Source organism: Idiomarina abyssalis (assembly GCF_900116625.1).
In the GTDB taxonomy this organism is placed as follows: domain Bacteria; phylum Pseudomonadota; class Gammaproteobacteria; order Enterobacterales; family Alteromonadaceae; genus Idiomarina; species Idiomarina abyssalis.
Genome location: NZ_FPBE01000002.1, coordinates 161,197 through 179,568, shown reverse-complemented (window position 1 = coordinate 179,568; position 18,372 = coordinate 161,197). Strand labels below are relative to the sequence as shown.

At 48.1% G+C, this 18,372-nt stretch carries 17 protein-coding genes; 7 read left to right on the top strand and 10 right to left on the bottom strand.

What is annotated here, in order from left to right; genetic code table 11:
* Position 1: 1 nt before the first annotated feature.
* The 8 genes from BM359_RS06400 to BM359_RS06365 form a co-directional block, all read right to left on the bottom strand.
* Positions 2 to 850, bottom strand: coding sequence for a universal stress protein (locus BM359_RS06400; RefSeq protein WP_054489419.1), 849 nt, complete (start codon positions 848 to 850; stop codon positions 2 to 4).
* Between the two features lie 17 nt (positions 851 to 867).
* Positions 868 to 2,358 carry a SulP family inorganic anion transporter gene (locus BM359_RS06395; protein ID WP_054489417.1) on the bottom strand — a complete coding sequence of 497 codons (1,491 nt, stop codon included), beginning with the start codon at positions 2,356 to 2,358 and terminating at the stop codon, positions 868 to 870.
* Positions 2,359 to 2,567: 209 nt separating this feature from the next.
* Positions 2,568 to 3,245 carry an NADPH-dependent FMN reductase gene (locus BM359_RS06390; RefSeq protein ID WP_054489415.1) on the bottom strand — a complete coding sequence of 226 codons (678 nt, stop codon included), beginning with the start codon at positions 3,243 to 3,245 and terminating at the stop codon, positions 2,568 to 2,570.
* Positions 3,242 to 4,459, bottom strand: a complete 1,218-nt coding sequence (gene arsJ / locus BM359_RS06385; RefSeq protein ID WP_054489412.1) for an organoarsenical effux MFS transporter ArsJ — start codon at positions 4,457 to 4,459, stop codon at positions 3,242 to 3,244. Before arsJ ends, BM359_RS06390 begins: the two co-directional genes overlap by 4 nt.
* A complete protein-coding gene (locus BM359_RS06380; protein WP_054489410.1) occupies positions 4,459 to 5,454 on the bottom strand; it encodes an ArsJ-associated glyceraldehyde-3-phosphate dehydrogenase in 996 nt (331 codons plus the stop codon). The genes arsJ and BM359_RS06380 overlap by 1 nt, the downstream gene beginning before the upstream one ends.
* A gap of 247 nt (positions 5,455 to 5,701) precedes the next feature.
* The gene (gene arsB / locus BM359_RS06375) at positions 5,702 to 6,742 is read right to left on the bottom strand and encodes an ACR3 family arsenite efflux transporter (RefSeq protein WP_054489408.1); all 1,041 of its coding nucleotides are present in this window, start codon (positions 6,740 to 6,742) and stop codon (positions 5,702 to 5,704) included.
* A complete protein-coding gene (locus tag BM359_RS06370) occupies positions 6,729 to 7,469 on the bottom strand; it encodes a metalloregulator ArsR/SmtB family transcription factor (RefSeq protein ID WP_054489406.1) in 741 nt (246 codons plus the stop codon). Before BM359_RS06370 ends, arsB begins: the two co-directional genes overlap by 14 nt.
* Before the next feature lie 306 nt (positions 7,470 to 7,775).
* Complete coding sequence (locus BM359_RS06365; protein WP_054491249.1) at positions 7,776 to 9,428, bottom strand: dipeptidyl-peptidase 3 family protein; 1,653 nt, start codon at positions 9,426 to 9,428, stop codon at positions 7,776 to 7,778.
* A 97-nt stretch (positions 9,429 to 9,525) separates the two neighbouring features.
* On the opposite strand from BM359_RS06365, the gene BM359_RS06360 reads away from it, so the two are divergent.
* Positions 9,526 to 10,374: an HDOD domain-containing protein gene (locus BM359_RS06360; protein WP_054491248.1), complete on the top strand. Its 849-nt coding sequence runs from the start codon at positions 9,526 to 9,528 to the stop codon at positions 10,372 to 10,374.
* On the opposite strand, the gene rdgC is transcribed toward BM359_RS06360, so the two are convergent.
* Complete coding sequence (rdgC, locus tag BM359_RS06355; RefSeq protein ID WP_054491247.1) at positions 10,371 to 11,261, bottom strand: recombination-associated protein RdgC; 891 nt, start codon at positions 11,259 to 11,261, stop codon at positions 10,371 to 10,373. The genes BM359_RS06360 and rdgC overlap by 4 nt on opposite strands.
* Before the next feature lie 71 nt (positions 11,262 to 11,332).
* Positions 11,333 to 13,066 (bottom strand): sensor histidine kinase, encoded by a 1,734-nt coding sequence (locus BM359_RS06350; protein WP_054491246.1) that lies wholly within the window; start codon positions 13,064 to 13,066, stop codon positions 11,333 to 11,335.
* A 181-nt stretch (positions 13,067 to 13,247) separates the two neighbouring features.
* On the opposite strand from BM359_RS06350, the gene BM359_RS06345 reads away from it, so the two are divergent.
* From BM359_RS06345 to BM359_RS06320, 6 genes are read left to right on the top strand one after another with little or no spacing between them, the layout of a single operon-like run.
* Positions 13,248 to 14,042, top strand: a complete 795-nt coding sequence (locus tag BM359_RS06345) for a DUF3450 domain-containing protein (RefSeq protein WP_054491245.1) — start codon at positions 13,248 to 13,250, stop codon at positions 14,040 to 14,042.
* Positions 14,043 to 14,054: 12 nt separating this feature from the next.
* Positions 14,055 to 15,434, top strand: coding sequence for a MotA/TolQ/ExbB proton channel family protein (locus BM359_RS06340; RefSeq protein WP_054491244.1), 1,380 nt, complete (start codon positions 14,055 to 14,057; stop codon positions 15,432 to 15,434).
* A gap of 2 nt (positions 15,435 to 15,436) precedes the next feature.
* The gene (locus BM359_RS06335; RefSeq protein ID WP_054491243.1) at positions 15,437 to 15,967 is read left to right on the top strand and encodes a MotA/TolQ/ExbB proton channel family protein; all 531 of its coding nucleotides are present in this window, start codon (positions 15,437 to 15,439) and stop codon (positions 15,965 to 15,967) included.
* Between the two features lie 21 nt (positions 15,968 to 15,988).
* The gene (locus BM359_RS06330; RefSeq protein WP_054491242.1) at positions 15,989 to 16,396 is read left to right on the top strand and encodes an ExbD/TolR family protein; all 408 of its coding nucleotides are present in this window, start codon (positions 15,989 to 15,991) and stop codon (positions 16,394 to 16,396) included.
* Positions 16,397 to 17,005, top strand: coding sequence for an energy transducer TonB (locus BM359_RS06325; RefSeq protein ID WP_054491241.1), 609 nt, complete (start codon positions 16,397 to 16,399; stop codon positions 17,003 to 17,005).
* Between the two features lie 11 nt (positions 17,006 to 17,016).
* Positions 17,017 to 18,273 (top strand): tetratricopeptide repeat protein, encoded by a 1,257-nt coding sequence (locus BM359_RS06320; protein WP_054491240.1) that lies wholly within the window; start codon positions 17,017 to 17,019, stop codon positions 18,271 to 18,273.
* The last annotated feature ends 99 nt before the right edge of the window (positions 18,274 to 18,372 follow it).

Sequence of the window (18,372 nt, the reverse complement as noted above, 5' to 3'; positions counted from 1 at the left end):
ATTAACGCAGCAGCAATAAAGCAGAGTTGGTCGTTTGTAACAAACTGGTTGTGGTACTGCCAACTAAAAACTGACGAATACGCGAATGACCATAGGCACCCATTACCATTAGATCAATATTATGCTCTTTTTGATAGGCGTGCAGAGTCGGTTCAACTTCTCCGGAGCGTATTTCAAAATGCACGTCATGACCTAACTCTCGCAAGTGGTTGGCGGCCGCTTCAATGGCGGCATGGTTGTCATTAGTGTCAGCGCCCACCATCACCAAATGCAGTGGTAGTCCACGAAATATTGGGCTTTCAGCCAAAAGACGAATGCCTTTTCGGGAAGAGTCGCTGCCATCAAATGCCAGCATGACACTTTTCGGTTCAGTGAACTCTTCAGGCGCAACCAGTATTGGTCGATGCATGGTTCGTACAACAGTTTCAAGCTGACTACCCACGCGGTTGGTGCGAGAGGTGTCTTCGCCATGAAGACCCATAACCAGTAGTCGCATAGAGTCTTCAATTTCTAACAGAGACTCGGCTAAATCACCATGACGTTGTCGCAGATTGACCTGTTCGACACCGTCATGAAGCGCTCTTTCTTTTGCGCTTTCAAGCATGTGGTGACCTTGCTCTAAAGCAAGCTTGCTGCGTTGCTGGTCCAGTTCTGCTAATTGCTCAAGCAAGGCTTCCCTGCTGCCTAAACCTATGTTGCCGGTCATATCCGGTTCGGTAGGGTAGCGGGCTTCGTCCAGAACATGAAAGAGTGTCAGAGGCGTACTTAAACGCAACGCCGCCCAACTGGCGTAATCACAGACAGACTGCGTTGACGCGGAACCATCAATACAAGCAACAACATGTTTCATTACTGAATCCTTTTCCATTAGTGACCGCCCATTAGCTTGTCAACGGCATCAGGCTTGTCGTGTACGCCAAAACGGTCAACGATAGTTGCACTGGCTTCGTTCAGCCCAATGACTTCAACTTCGGCACCTTCACGGCGAAATTTGACTACAGCCCGATCAAGCGCATCAACGGCGGTAATATCCCAGAAGTGAGCATGACTCAGGTCAATGACAATCTGCTCAACCCCTTCCTTAAAATCAAATGCCGCAAGAAACTTTTCAGATGAACTGAAAAATACCTGCCCAATGACACGGTAGGTACGCTTATTGCCGTCCGCATCGATGTCTGATTTAACGTAAAGATAATGACCAATTTTGTTCGCAAAGAACATAGCAGCCAGAAGCACGCCAACCAGAACGCCATAAGCCAGGTTATGTGTTGCGACAACGACAGCAACCGTGGTTACCATGACAATATTGGTGGACAGTGGATGCTTCTTCAAGTTCTTAATGGAGCTCCAGCTAAAGGTACCTATAGAGACCATTATCATTACCGCAACTAGTGCGGCCATTGGAATTTGCACCAGTAATTTATCCAGCACTAAAACCATGACCAATAAGAATATACCGGCGACAAGTGTGGAGAGTCGAGTACGGCCACCGGACTTTACGTTAATAATTGACTGACCAATCATAGCGCAACCGGCCATACCGCCGAGTAAACCAGAGCCAATGTTCGCAATGCCCTGACCTTTACACTCGCGGTTTTTGTCACTGGAAGTATCGGTTAAGTCGTCAACAATGGTTGCTGTCATTAGTGACTCAAGAATACCAACAACCGCAAGTGCTGCAGAGTAAGGGAAAATTATCGCTAAGGTTTCAAAGTTTAACGGAACATCAGGCCACAGGAATATCGGCAGAGTGTCCGGGAGTTCGCCCATATCACCCACGGTACGAATATCCAGACCTAAGAATACGGCAACTATGGTTAAAGACACGATACAAACCAGCGGAGAGGGCAGTATTTTACCGATAACCGGAACGTAGGGGAAACCGTAAATAATGGCGAGGCCTGCTGCGGTCATTGCATAAACGTGCCAGGTGACATTGGTCAGCTCTGGCAATTGTGCCATAAAAATCAGAATGGCCAGCGCGTTAACGAAACCCGTGACTACCGAGCGTGAAACAAAGCGCATCAGCTCCCCAAGTTTGAGGTAGCCGGCAATTATTTGCAGTACGCCGGTCAATAGAGTGGCGGCTAGCAGGTACTGAAGTCCGTGATCTTTGACCAGGGTGACCATTAGCAGGGCCATAGCGCCGGTTGCGGCAGATATCATACCCGGGCGGCCACCCGTAAAAGCGATAACAACGGCAATACAGAAAGAAGCGTACAAGCCTATTTTCGGATCAACACCGGCGATAATAGAGAATGCGATAGCTTCAGGAATTAGCGCTAGAGCAACGACAATACCTGAGAGCAAATCACCACGTATATTAGAAAACCAGTTCTGCTGGATAGACTTCAACATAGTTAAATGACACCAAATTTTAGTAGCAAACATAAAGCGGCCGGAATGGCCAGAAAAGCAGTGAACAGCCTACTGCGCACCTGTGACAGGGAAGTGACGGCTAGGGTGGCGTAATACGCGTCAGCACGTAGGTGGCTCCTTCTGGTTTGAGGCTGGTCAAAAAAAGAGCGCGAATTTTAGCATAAAATGTGCCAACTACAACCGAAAAATTATTTTCGGTCGCTGTCTGGTGCATTGCGTTGTGACGGGTCACTTTTAAAGTCGCTGACCAGCTTGTGCGGGTTCAGTGCTTCGCGTTGTTTTTGTGTGGCTTCGGCCCACCAGAATAACTGATTCAGAGTTCGGCCAAAATATTGGATCCAGCGTTCAGTGTCTTTAACTTCCTGATTGAACTTGCCATTTTCCTCAAACACGGTTTGTGCTTTAGGCACGTGGATCATAGCCGATACTGGCAAGCAGCCTAACTCTGACAGGAAAGTGCGCATGTTAACCGCAGCGCGAACACCACCCCACTGACCGGCCGAGTAAGTCACAATGGCACTGGGTTTATAGGAGTACAAAGACGCACCAAAATGATTCAGCAAGTTTGCCAGAGCCGGACTCATGGAGTGGTTGTACTCAGGGCTGACCATAACGTAAGCATCGGCGGCTTCAATCTTTTTAGCCAGAGAGTCTAACTGTTCGGGAACGTCTTTTTCATGGTATGAAAAATGTGGCTTAAAAACATCATCAAATGAGTAATCTAAAGGGTCGATGAGTTCGACTTCTGCGTTATCGAAGCTTTGTTCCAGATAATTAACGCAGGCCTTTGCTACACGTTCGCCCAACCTGGCTGGCTTGGGCGGTGTGCTATCGCGTACCGTACCTAAAAACACTAAATATTTCATTGTGGTTCCTTAACCGAATCTCTGGCTGGCAAAAAGCTAATTGCAGCCGTGGATAATAGCAATAGCAGCGTTGATATCATTAGGCAAGCAACCAGCCCCCATTGCTGATACACCCAGCCCGATAAAATGGTGCCTAATAGACGCCCTGCGGCATTGGCCATGTAGTAAAAACCAACGTCCAAAGACACACCGTCGGCGCGTGAGTAAGAGACAATAAGGTAACTGTGTAGCGACGAATTAATGGCAAACAGAATACCGAACAACCCTAAGCCAATAATAATGCTTTGGGTAACCGGCAAGTGTTGCCAAAGCGCCAGGGTTAACGCAAGCGGACTCAGCGTCAGTAGTGCATTCCATACCACCGCCTGAGTTTTGGGCACGTCCTTGCTATTTTTTGTGAATTTAGGCGCAATGCTTTGCACAAAACCGTAGCCAATAACCCACAAGGCCAAAAAGCTGCCCACTTGCCAGTGGCTCCAGTCCAGCTGGCTGGCTAAGAACACCGGTAAGGCCACCACAAACCAGACATCGCGGGCGCCAAAAAGTAAAAAGCGCGCGCCCGATAGAATATTAATAGGACGGCTTTTGGATAAAATGTCTTTAAATTTAGGTTTGAACTTGGCTTTGCCAGACTCTTTTTTCAGGAAGATCAAACTGCCTACCCAAACCAGGCTGAGCATAACTGCCATGGCAAGCACTGCGCCCTGAAAGCCAATTAATGTAAGCAACAAGCCACCCAGGAAAAAGCCAACGCCTTTTAATGTGTTTTTTGAGCCAGTGAGTATGGCGACCCACTTATACAGCTGGCCTTGTTTGTCGTCCGGCACCAGTAGCTTAATGGTGCTTTTGGCGCTCATTTTATTGAGATCTTTGGCAATACCGGACAGCGCCTGAGCGGCCATCACCCAAATAACAGTGAGCATCGAACTGGGCACCAACAGCATGGCGAGTGCCACAATTTGTATGCCGAGCCCAATGTTCATGGTGCGATTGAGCCCCCAACGGGCCCCCAGCCAGCCACCAAACAGGTTAGTGACTATGCCGAAAAACTCGTAGAACAGGAACAACATGGCCACTTCCAGCGCACTGTAACCCAACTGGTGGAAATGCAGCACCACCAGCATGCGCAGCGCGCCGTCAGTCAGGGTAAAGGCCCAGTAGTTGCCGGTAACAATTAAATATTGGCGTATTGCCGGCGACAGCTTACTTAGCATTATCCGACCTTTTCGACCAGTTCAACCGCGCGGTTGGCATAACCCCACTCGTTGTCATACCAGGCATAAATTTTAACGTGCGTGCCGTTAATGACCTTGGTCGACAGCGCATCGATGATGCTTGAGCGCGGGTCGGTTTTGTAATCTATTGACACTAACGGGCGCTCTTCGTAACCCAGAATATCTTTAAGTTCACCTTCTGCGGCTTCTTTCATCCAGCCGTTGATCTCTTCCACCGAAGTGGCCTTTTCGACTTCGAACACACAGTCGGTTAACGACGCATTGGCAAGGGGTACGCGCACCGCGTGGCCGTCAATCTTGTCCTTAAGCTCCGGGAAAATCTCGACAATAGCCGTTGCCGAACCAGTAGACGTCGGGATTAAGCTCATGCCGCAGGCACGGGCACGGCGCAAGTCTTTGTGTGGCGCGTCCAGAATGCTTTGGGTGTTGGTCAAATCGTGAATGGTGGTAATTGACGCATGCTTAATACCTATTTTGTCCTGCAGTACTTTAACCACAGGAGCCAGACAGTTAGTGGTGCAGGACGCTGCCGTGAGTATCTGATGTTTTTCAGGATCGTAAAGGTGGTCATTAACGCCCATCACAATATTCAAAGCGCCGGGCTCTTTGACTGGGGCTGATACGACAACTCGTTTAACGCCTTGTGACAGGTAGTCGTTGAGCACCTTCACGGTTTTCATCTTACCGGAGGCTTCCAGAACCACATCACAACCACTCCAGTCGTTGTCGGCAATGGTTTTGTGCTGAGAGAAAGCAATGCGTTTCCCACTAATTTGAATGGCGTCGTCCAGACCTTCAGCTTCATAGCCCCAGCGACCGTGCACCGAGTCAAAATTGAGTAAGTGCGCAAAAGTAGCCGCATCAGCACCCGGGTCATTCACCTGAACAACCTCCAGCTCAGGGTTTTCCCACGCCACCCGCAAAGCGAGACGGCCAATACGACCCAAACCGTTAATTCCAACCTTAATAGTCATAAAAGACTCCTTTTGTGTATCTCTTACCTGCCTGCTTTTGGGCTCGGGGGGGGGAGTTTGCTGTCCTGTTTCGCTTGAGCATTGCGCCCGCTATGGCGGAGACGCTACAAGCTCATCCATGAGGGCTTGACGAAGGCCATCCTTGGCCTTCGACACTCCACCATAGGGGGCGCAACACTCATAACGCTTACAAGACAACAAACTCCCCCTCCAGTATCTAAAGGGTTTTTGCGCTCATTATTCCCCTTTAACTTGATGTAAACCAGTGTTTCGTCTTATTCGCGAACCAGACTAAAGAGAGCATCACCGGTACTTCTACCAGCACACCCACAACAGTGGCCAACGCGGCGCCGGACTGCAAACCAAATAATGAAATAGCCACAGCTACTGCTAACTCAAAAAAGTTTGAGGTACCAATTAAGCAAGCCGGAGCCGCAATTCTATAAGGCAACTTAATCAGCAACGCAATAATAAAAGTGATAGCAAAAATGCCGTAGGTTTGAATCAGCAACGGGGTTGCTATCATGGCAATGTCTAAGGGACGCGTCAGTAACACCTCTGCCTGAAAGCCAAACAGCAGCACTACGGTTAGCAGTAAGCCGACAATGGACCAGGGCTTCATGCGGGCATCAAAGGTTTGCAGTGCGGACTCGACATTTTGCTGCTTCGATGTTGCTTTGCTCTTTAGCCGCTGGCGCGTTAACAGCCCGGCAATAAGCGGTGCCACGACGTATAAGCCAACACTTAACAGTAAGGTTTGCCAGGGCACAATAATATCGGTAATACCCAGCAGCAGGGCAGCAATAGGGGCGAAGGCAAAAATCATAATGACGTCGTTGACCGACACCTGTACCAGCGTATAGCTGGCATCGCCTTTGGTCAGTTGGCTCCAGATAAACACCATGGCCGTACACGGCGCAACACCGAGTAGAATGACCCCGGCCAAGTACTCGTTAGCAGTTTCGGGCTGAATGAAATCAGCAAATACACCTTTAAAAAATAGCCAACCCACAAAAGCCATTGTAAATGGCTTAATAAGCCAGTTAATAACGACCGTTAGAATAAGCCCTTTAGGCTCTTTAGCGATTTGTGTAATGGACTCGAAGTTGACCTGCACCATTACCGGGTAAATCATCAGCCATATCAACACCGCAATAATCAGGTTAACCTGCGCAAACTCTATACCTGACAGTACTTCAAACACTGGTGGGAATAAGTTACCCAGTAAGGTACCGGCAATAATCGCCAGAGCGACCCAAACCGATAAAAACCGTTCAAACACACCCATTATCGACATCCTTAACTTGTTGGGGAATTAGCGACTTATGATAGTCCGCAGTCGTCTTAATGATAGTTGCCATCCAGTCCTGTAGGGCGGGATTAATTCGATAGTACACCCAGCGCTGATCTTTACGGTCGGCCAGCAAGCCGTATTCGCGCAGCTGTGCTAAATGCCGCGACACTTTGGGTTGTGACATACCGGTGGCATCGACAAACTGGCAGACACATAACTCGCCATGGTGTTGCAGCATTAAAATCATTTGCAGGCGCAACGGGTCAGCGAGAATTTTGAAGAACTCATGCGGCTCATCAAACAGCTGCGGACGGTCACTTTTTTTGCGTAAAATAAGCAACAGCATCTTTATACGCTCGCTTAATTCATGCGCCGTTTTCTTAAATGCATCCGCTTTTTTGCTGGTTACCGGGTCGGGAAAGTCCCAGGCAATGAAATGCTGATCACCGCACAAAGTTTGGCATTCTGTGCGGGCGCGGTTACAGAGACTTATCACATAATCGAAGCGATTGAGATCAATTTCAGCAAGTGCTTTTGAATGCAGCCCATCAGTTTCAACACCCAAGTGCTCTAATGCCGCTAAAGCACCCGGTTCAGGTTGTGTTGGCTCAGTACCCGCACTGGCAACCTCAAAGTCATCACCAGCAAACTGCCGAAAAATAGCCTCCGCCATCAAAGACCGCGCAGAATTCGCCGTACACAGAAACAAAACCTTCGTCATCAGGTAACACCATATATTCGATAGTCCATATATATGCTATACCGAATATATTGACCGCGCAATAGCCAAGCTGGGAGGAGGGCCGGTTGCTCACTCGTAACGCTTACAAGTGAGCAACCGGCCCTATCTACCATCGGTCGTGTGGGGGGAATGGACCATGAGTGCGCCCAATGGTTTCGGGAGCTACTGAGGAGGTGTGCAGCGCCATGGATGGCGCTGCCCAAGCCCTACAGGGATGTATTCACGGGCGTCCTCCGCAGTAGCTCCTGAAACCTCAGCGCTCGTGGTTCAATCCCTCCACCCGCTCTATAGGCCCAGCACTTCTTTGCCTTGTTTGAAGGTGACGTCAACGGGGATGCCGGCGTCGGCGAGTTTGTCGAGGTCGGCTTTGAGCTGTGGGCTGACAACGCCTAAGGTTGCAACCAGTTCAGCCACACCGTTGTAGTCGCCGTCGCCTTGCAGGGTCAGAATTTTTTCTGAAAGGCTGTTCATGGCGGCACGCATTTTGTCCATATCAATGGCGTATTGGCCTTTTTCATTGCGCTTGAAGGCGCCTTCATCGGCAAAGTAGTTGAAACGAATCATGTTGGCTTTGCCGTGGGCACTGGATGCACCAAAGCGCACCGAGCGGAAAATACTGGCCATAAAGGTGGTGTAATAGTCTTCCAGCTCACCTTCAGCTAAAACGCCTTGTTCAAACAACTGGGTGACCATGTAAAGCCCCAGAATATCGGCTTTACCTTCTTCCAGCGCAGAAGCGTGCTCTTTCAATGCCGAACGCACGGTGCCTTTGTCATTCAGGGTGTTTTTAATACCCAGGCCGTGTGCTACTTCGTGGAACATGGTGTTCGCGAAAAAGGCATTAAACGTAATGTTCTCACGCTGCTCCGGTACAATTAACTGCTCAGCAATAGGCACCAGAATTTTATCGAACTTAGCCTGCATGGCGTTTTTCAGCTGTAAGCGGCGAGTGCCTTTTTCCAGCTGAACTTCTTCGTCGTTAGGCAGGTTTATGGCAATGGTCTTACTGCCTGCATTGGAGTGACCGGCATAGTAAACCGCGTCGTAGGCATTTAGCTGAGCATTGGCGCCCGGCATTTCTGCTTTATAAGCCGGCTCAACGGGCAAGCCTTCCTGTAATTGCGGTAAATACTCAGCGTATTTCGCTAAGCGCTCGCTCCATGCTTTATCTTTTATCAAAACATAAGACTCAAACGCGGTTTTGTAACCGTACAGATGGTCTTCGTAGTTTTCGATAGGGCCAATAACCACATCAACATCGTTATCGGTCATTTCCATCCAGGCCATATCTGACGGCTGGTATTCATTACTTAAAAAAGCCTCAGCGCGCAGGCGCAAATATTTCGCGAATGCCTGACTCTCTGCCAGGTCTGCGGCTTCAAGGAGTATGTCCGAAGCTCTGGTTAATGAATCTTTAAAGGCTTCTGAATAGGGTACGGTAATCAATTCATCTTGCTCATCACGGCGCAACAACGTGTATAGACTGTCTTTGTCAGCAAGGTCTGCATTTTCAAATTCAGTTTTACTCATATCGGCCGGGTAGAAATTCGCACCTTCAGGTTTTTCCTCAAAACCGGTCAAGAAAGGTTTGTTGTTATTGAGGCGATCCCAGGGGCCGTAGTTAATTGCGGTAAATTCACGTACGTCACCTTCAACACTGCTTAAAAGGCTTTCTTTATTTCCGGGGAAAGCTTGCTGCCAGAATAGGTTATCCATAATTTCCGACGCATCTATGAGTAAACTCACCATCTTCTTTTGGTCGTCTGACAAGTGCGATAAGTCGGTCTTGAGCTGATAAGGTGTATAAATATCAAGCCGTTGTTCAGCTTCAGCAACTAATTCGTAATTCTCAATTGATTTTTTATCGGTTGGCTCAGGCTCGCTGCAGCCCATTAAAATCAGCGCCAGTGGGGCTAAACTAAACAGTGTTTTTTTCATAATATGACTTTTGTATAAATTGTGTTGTTGGCAAGTTCTGTTAATCTACTTCCAAGCTTTTTGAGAAGCAAGAAAACCATAATAATAAGGACTTAAAATGTCATCGCAAAATGCGTTATATCTGCTAATTGACGAGCGACTTAAGCGCGATGAGCTCAAGCTTCCGGGCTTACCTGAAACAGCAGAGCAAGTGCGTAACGCAACCATGGACCCAGATTGTAACCTGCACGATCTTAGTCATATTATCCAGCAAGATACCGTATTGAGTGCCCGCCTGATTCGTTTGGCAAACAGTGCTTATCTGGGCGGAAGAAATAAGGCTGAGAGTTTGATGCAGGCGTTGACCCGTATCGGCATGCGGCGTATTCGTACTCTGGCACTGGCAATGGCGATGGAACAGGTATTCAAACCCGATAATGACATCGTAAAAATGTTTTCTGAGCAGTTTATTAACGAAAGTCGCGAGATTGCTGCGGCCTCGGTCGTTATTACTCAGGATCTTCAACGGCGGGGAATCGGTCATCGGTTACATCAGGATGTGTCTTTGTTAGCCGGTATGATTTCACGCATTGGTGTTGCCCCAATTTTGCGTATGGCCAACGAGTTTGAAGACAGTTTCGCGAATCCGTCGTTTATTAACGAATGTATTACTCAATTCAGTTCTGCATTAGGCAGTAATATTCTGCGTTATTGGCAGTTCACGCCCAACTTGGTGCAGGTGCCGTTGCATTTTTACAAAGGCCGGATGGAATTAGACGATGCGATAACGGTGAACTACTGCGATATTGTCCATTTAGCGAGCTTATTGACCGGTAATGGCAAACCCAATAAAAACAGTGTGACCGTTGTTGAGTATCAAATGCGAGGGGTTATTAAAACGGATGATTTTTGGCAGCAGGAATCGGTTCAGGAATCCTACCGCCAAATGCTGGAGCTACTGTCTTAACCAAAGGCTCGTTTTAAATCATCAAATAGAAGTCCGGCTTCTGCGCTTACTAAGGCAAAGTCGGCATCAATTTTCTCTTCCGGGCTTGGGTCCACTAAATCATCTTTAGCGTCAAGCAGACGGTCAGTGGGCTTAACTCGTTTAAGAGCCATGTCTGACTCGATAATAAACTCTAAGTTTTCCTGCCAAACCAAACCTAAGCGAGTCACCTGCTTACCGCCGGCTAAATGCGCCTGAATGTCTTCGCGGGTTAAGTCTTCCTGTTTACAACGAATGATGCCGCCATCGGCCTGAGGTGAACGCAGCTCGGCCTCGTCACCAAACTCAAAAGGGTTTGGTAAGTCTGTGCTTTGCAGCCAGTGAGTCAGGTAAGTTTCAACAGCTTCGCCGGGGCTTACGGGACGCACAGGTAAAGAGCCTACAGAAGAGCGCAGTAACCCTAAAAAGTCCTCGGCTTTGTTGGCTGCAGATTCATCAATCGCAATAATTTGACGGTCGAGGTCAATATAACCCCAGCTTTGACGAAAACGGCTAAACGCCTGTGGTAGAAGCTGGTGAATTAAATCTTCTTTTAAATTCTGTTTTTCTTTACGTGGTACCGAACGGCCTTCCACTTCACTAATCTGGCGAACTTTTTCATCCAGCTGTGCGTTGACTACTGTGCTTGGCAGCACTTTTTCTTCACGTTTTGCACAAAGCAGCCAGCAGTTACCCAGGCTGTGGGTCAATACTTCGTTATCCGCACCAAAAGGGGAAGTCCAGCCGAATGAGCTCTGATCGGAGCGCGAACAGGGGTGAAAGCTGTGTTCCGCTAGCTGTTCAGAGAAGTCATCGGGTAATGAAAAGGTTTCGCTGAATTGGTAAAACCGAAGATTTTTAAACCACATAGATAAGCTGTTCCTGTCGCAACATAGTAAAGAAAGATAACAGCGGATTGTATCCCGTTAAGGGAGGTCTGTCAGTTTAAAACCTGTACAGGAAACGAAAAGAAATAGCTTAAACCGTCACCGGGTTCGCTCTCGGCTCTAATTTCGCCGGACAGAGTCTGGGTTACCAGGTTTCTGACAATATGCGTACCCAGTCCGCTGCCACCCTGGTCCCGTTTGGTGGTAAAGAAGGGGTCAAACAGACGACTGAGCTGGTCCTGAGATAAGCCGTTGCCGGTATCTGAGTAGCGCACTTGAAGTGTTTCACCATCGAGATTAATAGAAATGGTCATAACGCCGTTATCGATGCCGTCGAAAGCATGGCGTAATGAGTTAAGAATCAAGTTAGTGAATATCTGTGATAAAGCCCCTGCTGGGCAACGTATAAAAATGTCATCGGCGCATTCAAGTTGCACCTGATGGTTGGTTTTCTTCAAATGAGGCTGTAATGACTGGACCAGATCTTCGATATAACTTTTCAGGTTAATATCGCGGATGGCGTCAGATGCCTGATCGACGGCCACCTGCTTAAAGCTGCTGATAAGATCAGATGCGCGGTGCAGGTTATTGTCCAGTAAGTTAAGGCTTTCACGGCCTTCTTCAATAAACTTCTTCAATTGTGCCTGAGTCAGCTCTTTATTAAGCAGTGACTGGTCCAGTGTGTCGAGCTTTTCCCGTAAGTAAGATGAGGCCGTGACACTAATGCCAATGGGCGTGTTTACGTCGTGAGTAATACCGGCCACCAGACCGCCCAATGAAGCCATTTTTTCTGATTCAATTAATTGCTGCTGTGTTTCCCGTAAATGGTTCAGTGAAGACTCTAAGCGTTGGTTCGACTGACGTAAGGTATTTTCAATGGCACGGCGTTGACCGACTTCGCGCTCCAGTTTCTCCTGGCGCATTTCCAGTTCGTTTTTCCGTTGCTCCAGGTCCAGCATAACCTGACTTAAACGCGACGTTTTGCGTGCCACTTCCTGCTCTAGTATGGCGTTTTGTTCATCCAGTTGGCGGTTAGCAGCTTTGAGTTTCTTTTGGGTCCGGTCCAGGTCTGCCTGATACTCTTCGATATTGTCGAGTAACTGGTTGTAGGCCTGTTCAACTAATACCAGCTCATTGTTGTGCTGGTCGTTCAGGCGAATTCTTGAACGCTCCAGGTTATCCAGCCGGAACCCTTTAATTTGCTGAGTTAAATCACTTAACGGGCGGCTTAACATACGGTTAAAGGCAATGGTAAAAAGCACAATAAGGAAGGTACTTTTAATAATGGCATTACCGATAATAAAGCCAAGGCTGACTTTTATGCGGTCAATCGCAATATCGCGCGTCGAGAACAGACTGACGTCGCCGACTTTGGTGGAGTGACCGGAAAACTCGAAGATTAATGAATCGTAGTAACCGAAAATGCCTTCGCGCTCCGGAAGTAACATACCTTCGCTATTATCGTCCGGTAAATCACTCATTTCTGTGGTTTCACCCAGCTGTACCAGGATATTTCCGGCGTCGTCGCGGATAAGTACACCGGCTATGGCGGGAATGCTGATAAGGCCGTCGGCAATGGTATCAATTTGGTTGCTATTGAACTCCCACAACGAGCGCGTAAGTGAGCCATTGAAAGTACTTTGTTGGTTCTGAAGTTCAGCAATCAATACACGCTTGGTATCAAAATACTCCGCCCCTATCTGCACCGCAGTTACTATCAGTGTCAGCACGAAGTAAACGGATAATACCCGGGTAAGCAGCGAGGAAGAAATGCTTTTGATTGCCATAGACAGATGTCAACGAATTGAACAGATAGGGATAAACTAATTCATTGGCCAGAATAACGCAATAAAGCAATCCGCTCATCCTAAATAAAGCCACTGACATAAAAATGACATTTTTCGGTCATTAAGCTGTCACGAAAAGTCACTAAAGTCGCCACAAATTAATTCACAAAGGTCATAATTTATGAAGTTAATTACTTCTGCTGGCGTTTTAGTTGCGGTTGCCTTAAACGTTGCACCAGCTTACTCGCAGGAAGATAAACTCGAGCCTGTGGTTGACGGAGCCTCATCCATCAACGAGTCAGCCCGTAAGTCGCAGCTTACCATCGATCAAATCTCGGATGATATGCAGGAGCGGCTGCAACAGTATAAACGCATCATGAAAGAAATTGATGGCTTAAAAGTTTATACCACCCAAGTTGAGCAGCAAATCAGCAGCCAGGAAAGTGAAAAGCAGGACATCAATAATTCTATTGATCAGGTCAGCTATGTCGAGCGTCAAATTACTCCTCTGATGTTGCGAATGATTGACTCCCTTGAGTCTTTTGTTGAATTAGATGTGCCATTTTTGCAAACCGAGCGCAGTGAGCGGTTACAGCAATTGAATGACCTTATGGAACGCGCGAATGTCGATGTTTCGGAGAAGTTCCGCCGGGTCATGGAGGCTTATCAGATAGAAGCCGATTATGGCCGCAATATTGAAGCCTATACCGCAGAACATGAAATTAATGGTCAACAGCAAGACGTTACCTACCTCCGAATTGGTCGCGTGGCATTAATTTATAAAACGCGTGACGGTCAGCACCTGGGTATTTGGAACCAGGAGCAGCGCAGCTGGCAAGAGCTGGACAGTAAACACCTACCTGCCGTAGACGAAGCGATTCGCATAGCCAGAAAACAGTTAGCGCCTGACTTACTGATGATGCCGCTGTTTGCGAATAAATCAAACAGTTCTACCCAAAACAGCGCCGGTCAATAAGGAGTAATAACCATGAATTTAATACAGCGTATCGCAAAATGGTTTTCAGTAACGGTATTGGCCTGTGCTTCTGTTACGGCGTTGGCAGCTCCTGTCCCTCAGGACCCGATTAACTTAGATGAACTGTTACAGCAGTTACAGCAGGGTAAGTTTTCTCAGTCGGAAAGTAATAAAGAGCGCGAACAGCGTTTCCGTGAAAAAGAGCAAGAGCAAAAAGCCATGCTGGCTGACGCTATTGCTGAGCGTAACCGTTTAGAGCAGCGAGCTGAAAATCTGGAAACTCAGTTCGAGCAGAATGAAGTCGACTTGGGTAACTTGAGCGACACCTTAACGCAGCGCATGGGCTCATTAAAGGAGCTGTTTGGTGTGCTGCAGCAGGTCGCTAATGACGCATCCAGTAACTTTAATAATTCGGTTATTTCGGCGCAGTATCCGGGCCGGGCAGAACAGTTAGACGAGCTTGCTGAACGTATGGGATCGTCTTCTAAACTGGCGTCAATTGAGGACATTGAGAGTGTCTGGTTTGCTCTGCAACAGGAAATGACAGAGTCGGGCAAAGTGGCAGAATTCACCACCGAAGTAACGGCTGCTAATGGTGACAAAGCCGAGCAGGACGTGGTTCGTGTTGGCGCTTTTAACCTGGTTTCAAACGGTAAGTATCTGGAGCGCATGAGCTCAACGGGCTCGGTTGCTGAGCTGGTGCGTCAACCTTCGGGTCGTTATCTGAACACTGCCGAAGACATTCAGCAAACCGACAGTGGCATTGTAACCTTTGGTCTGGACCCTACAGGCGGCTCTATTCTTGGTTTACTGGTTCAGGCACCGAGTTTAGGTGAGCGCATCGACCAGGGCGGTACGGTTGGTTACATCATTCTGGCTTTGGGCGCTATTGGTCTGCTGTTTGCCTTAGAACGCTTTGTATCACTGATGCTGCTGGGTAACAAAGTTAAACGTCAGCTTAAGAAAGACAAGCCAAGCAATGATAACCCGCTCGGTCGCGTCATGCTGATTAAAGACAAGTACCCACAGGCGGATACAGAAACGCTTGAACTGAAGCTCAGTGAAGGCATTTTGCGGGAAGTGCCGAAAATCACTCGTAACCTGACGTTTATAAAGATCATCTCTGTGGTTGCACCGCTGATGGGTCTGTTAGGAACGGTAACCGGCATGATCAACACCTTCCAGGCGATAACACTGTTTGGCACTGGTGACCCGAAACTGATGGCAGGCGGTATATCGCAGGCCCTGGTAACAACGGTGCTGGGCCTGGTGGTTGCGATTCCTATGACCTTATTGTTCGCCACCTTACATACCCGTAGTAAGAACCTGATTCATATATTGCAGGAACAAGCATCCGGCATTATTGCGGAGCGGTCTGAGCGAGGAGAGTAACCGTGTTATTCCTCATTGAATTCAGTAATGCGATTAGAGACTTCATCGAGGCCGGCGGACAAGTGCTGCTGGTCATCGGTATTCTCATCTTCACCATGTGGCTGATGATTCTTGAACGCATTTTTTACTATCTGAAAGGACACCGTGCCCGCGTTAAAGACACGCTAAAACGCTGGCAGCAGCGTGAAGACAAGTCGTCCTGGAATGCCGAACAAATTCGCCAGGCAATGATCTCGCGAGCCAGTTTAGCGCTTGGCGGCAACTTACCGGTTATTAAAGCGCTGGTTGCTCTTTGCCCCTTACTGGGTCTGATGGGAACGGTAACCGGCATGATAGAAGTGTTCGATGTTATGGCTGTCACCGGAACCGGTAGCGCACGTTCAATGGCATCAGGTGTTTCTAAGGCCACGATTCCGACCATGGCTGGCATGGTGGGGGCTTTATCTGGCGTGTTCGCAGCAACCTGGTTGCAAAGAACCACACGTCGCGAGCGCATGAAGCTGGAAGATAAAATTTTATTGGAGCGTCACTAAGGTGACGTTGAGGACAAGATTATGAAGCAGCATTTTGCCAATTTAATTGAAGAAGAAGAAAGCGCTATTGATATGACGCCGATGCTCGACGTGGTGTTCATTATGTTGATTTTCTTCATTGTCACCGCGTCTTTTGTGAAGGAAGCCGGAATTGATGTTAACCGTCCGGATACCGCGACTGCGGTACAGAAAGATCGCGCCAACATTCTCATTGCAATAAGTGAAAACAATGAAATTTGGATAGACAAACGACAGGTGGACGTAAGAGCGGTACAAGCCAACATTGAACGTTTGTATGCGGAAAACCCTCAAGGTTCTGTTGTTATCCAGGCCGATGAAGAGTCAAACACCCGAGTGCTGATTAAGGTGATGGACGCGGCCCGAGCAGCAGGTGTTTACGATGTTTCTGTAGCAACGGATGAAGACTAAATGATGAGATTCCTGGCAGCACTATTGGTTGCGGCATTTGTCACCATAGGCTTGTTCTACCTGATGCAATCGTTAATCAGTGGTGGTGAAGGTGCCATGAGCGAGCCTCCGCGCGGCAGCGTACTGGACTTTGTGCGTACGCCGGAACCTGAAGAGGTGCAGGAAAAAGAGCGCAAGCCCGAGCGTCCTCCAGAGCCTGAACAGCCGCCTGAAGACTTACCGCAGCCACAAATGGATAACGACATTGCCGATTCTGACAGCGGTTCTGGCTATGACTTTTCTGCCAACATGGATGCTGGCGGAGATATTGGAAATGGTATGTCACTGCAGGCAAGTGACGGTGAGTATTTACCTATCGTGAAGGTACAGGCCGCTTATCCTCGCAGAGCCTTGCAACGTGGTATCGAGGGCTATGTGGTGGTTGAGTTTACAGTGACAAAGCAGGGATCAGTACGAGACCCGGTTGTTGTAGAAGCGGAACCGGAAGGTATTTTTGATCAGGCTGCCATGGATGCTGTGCTGAAGTTCAAATACAAACCCCGGGTTATTGACGGTGAAGCCGTTGAAGTGGCCGGCGTTCGTAACCGCATGACCTTTGAAATGAACTGAATGGGTGACTTATGAAATTACAATTTCTGGCGTTAGCGGTTTGCAGTGTTTGGTTGTTATTTGTGCATCCGGCTCAGGCTCAACAGACAGAGCGTGTTCCGGCGTTGCGCGAAAAAGTTTACGGACAGCTAGCCCGGGCTCAGGAGCAGGCGGACAATGGTAACCTGGAGCAGGGGCTATCAATACTGGGCGAGGTAGCGGAAAAAGCGGACAGCATGAACAGCTATGAGCGCGCCATGATGTGGAACTTTTATGGCTTCATGTATTACGAGCAGGGCAATACCAAACAAGCCATTAACCACTTTGAAAAGGTAGTGAATGAGACGCCTATTCCCGATTCTTTGCAGAAAAGCACACTCTACAGCCTGGCTCAGTTGGCTTTAAGTGACGGTCAGTTCCAACGCGCAATTGGCTTTTTGGGGCAGTGGGAAGGTTTAGCGAAAGAGAACGAGATGAGTAAAGCCTGGGTGTTAAAAGCGCAAGCCTATTACCAGGCCGATAAACATCAGGAAGCCTTGCCACTCATTGATAAAGCCATAGCCGCCGCAGACTCGAAAAATAAAACACCCGATGAGAACTGGCTGATTTTAAAGCGTGCGCTGCATTACGAACTAGAACAGCCCAAACAGGTTGCTAAAGTGATGGAGCGTTTGGTTGCGGACTACAGCAAGCCGGAATATTGGTTACAGCTTGCCGGTGTTTATGCTCAGTTAGAGCAGGATGACAAGCAGTTAGCCGTTTTAGAAGCAGCGCGGCAGCAAGGCTTTATTGAAAAAGGCAGTGAGTGGAAGCAACTGGCGCAGGCTTACTATTTTAACGAGTTGCCGTATAAAGCCGCTGAAACTATCCACCAGGCAATGTCTGACGGTCAGGTCGAAAAGTCAGTAGATAACCTGAAATTTATGGCTCAGGCTTATACTCAGGCGAAAGAATATGAACTCGCAATTGAAGCCTACAACGAGCTTTCCGGTAAGGTTGAGCACGGGAACTTTGCGCTGCAGGTTGCCCAGTTACACTTAACTCTGAACAATAACGAGAAAGCTCTGGAAAGTGCGGAAAGCGCTCTCAGTAAAGGGAACCTGGACAACGAAGGCAACCTTTACTTGATAAAAGGTATGGCGTCTCTGAATTTAAAGCGCTACGAACAGGCAACGTCGCATTTTGAACAGGCTTTAGGTTATCAGACAACTGAACAGTCGGCACAGCAGTGGCTCAAATACGCCAAAAGTCAGCTTAAGCAACAGCAGCAATTAGCAAAACTGAAATAAATCTTAAATAAAACCTTCATCTGTCATATTTATGTCATAAAAAGGACATAGAATTGACTCACGACAGAAAAATAACTGCAATAAATTTTGCGGGCACTA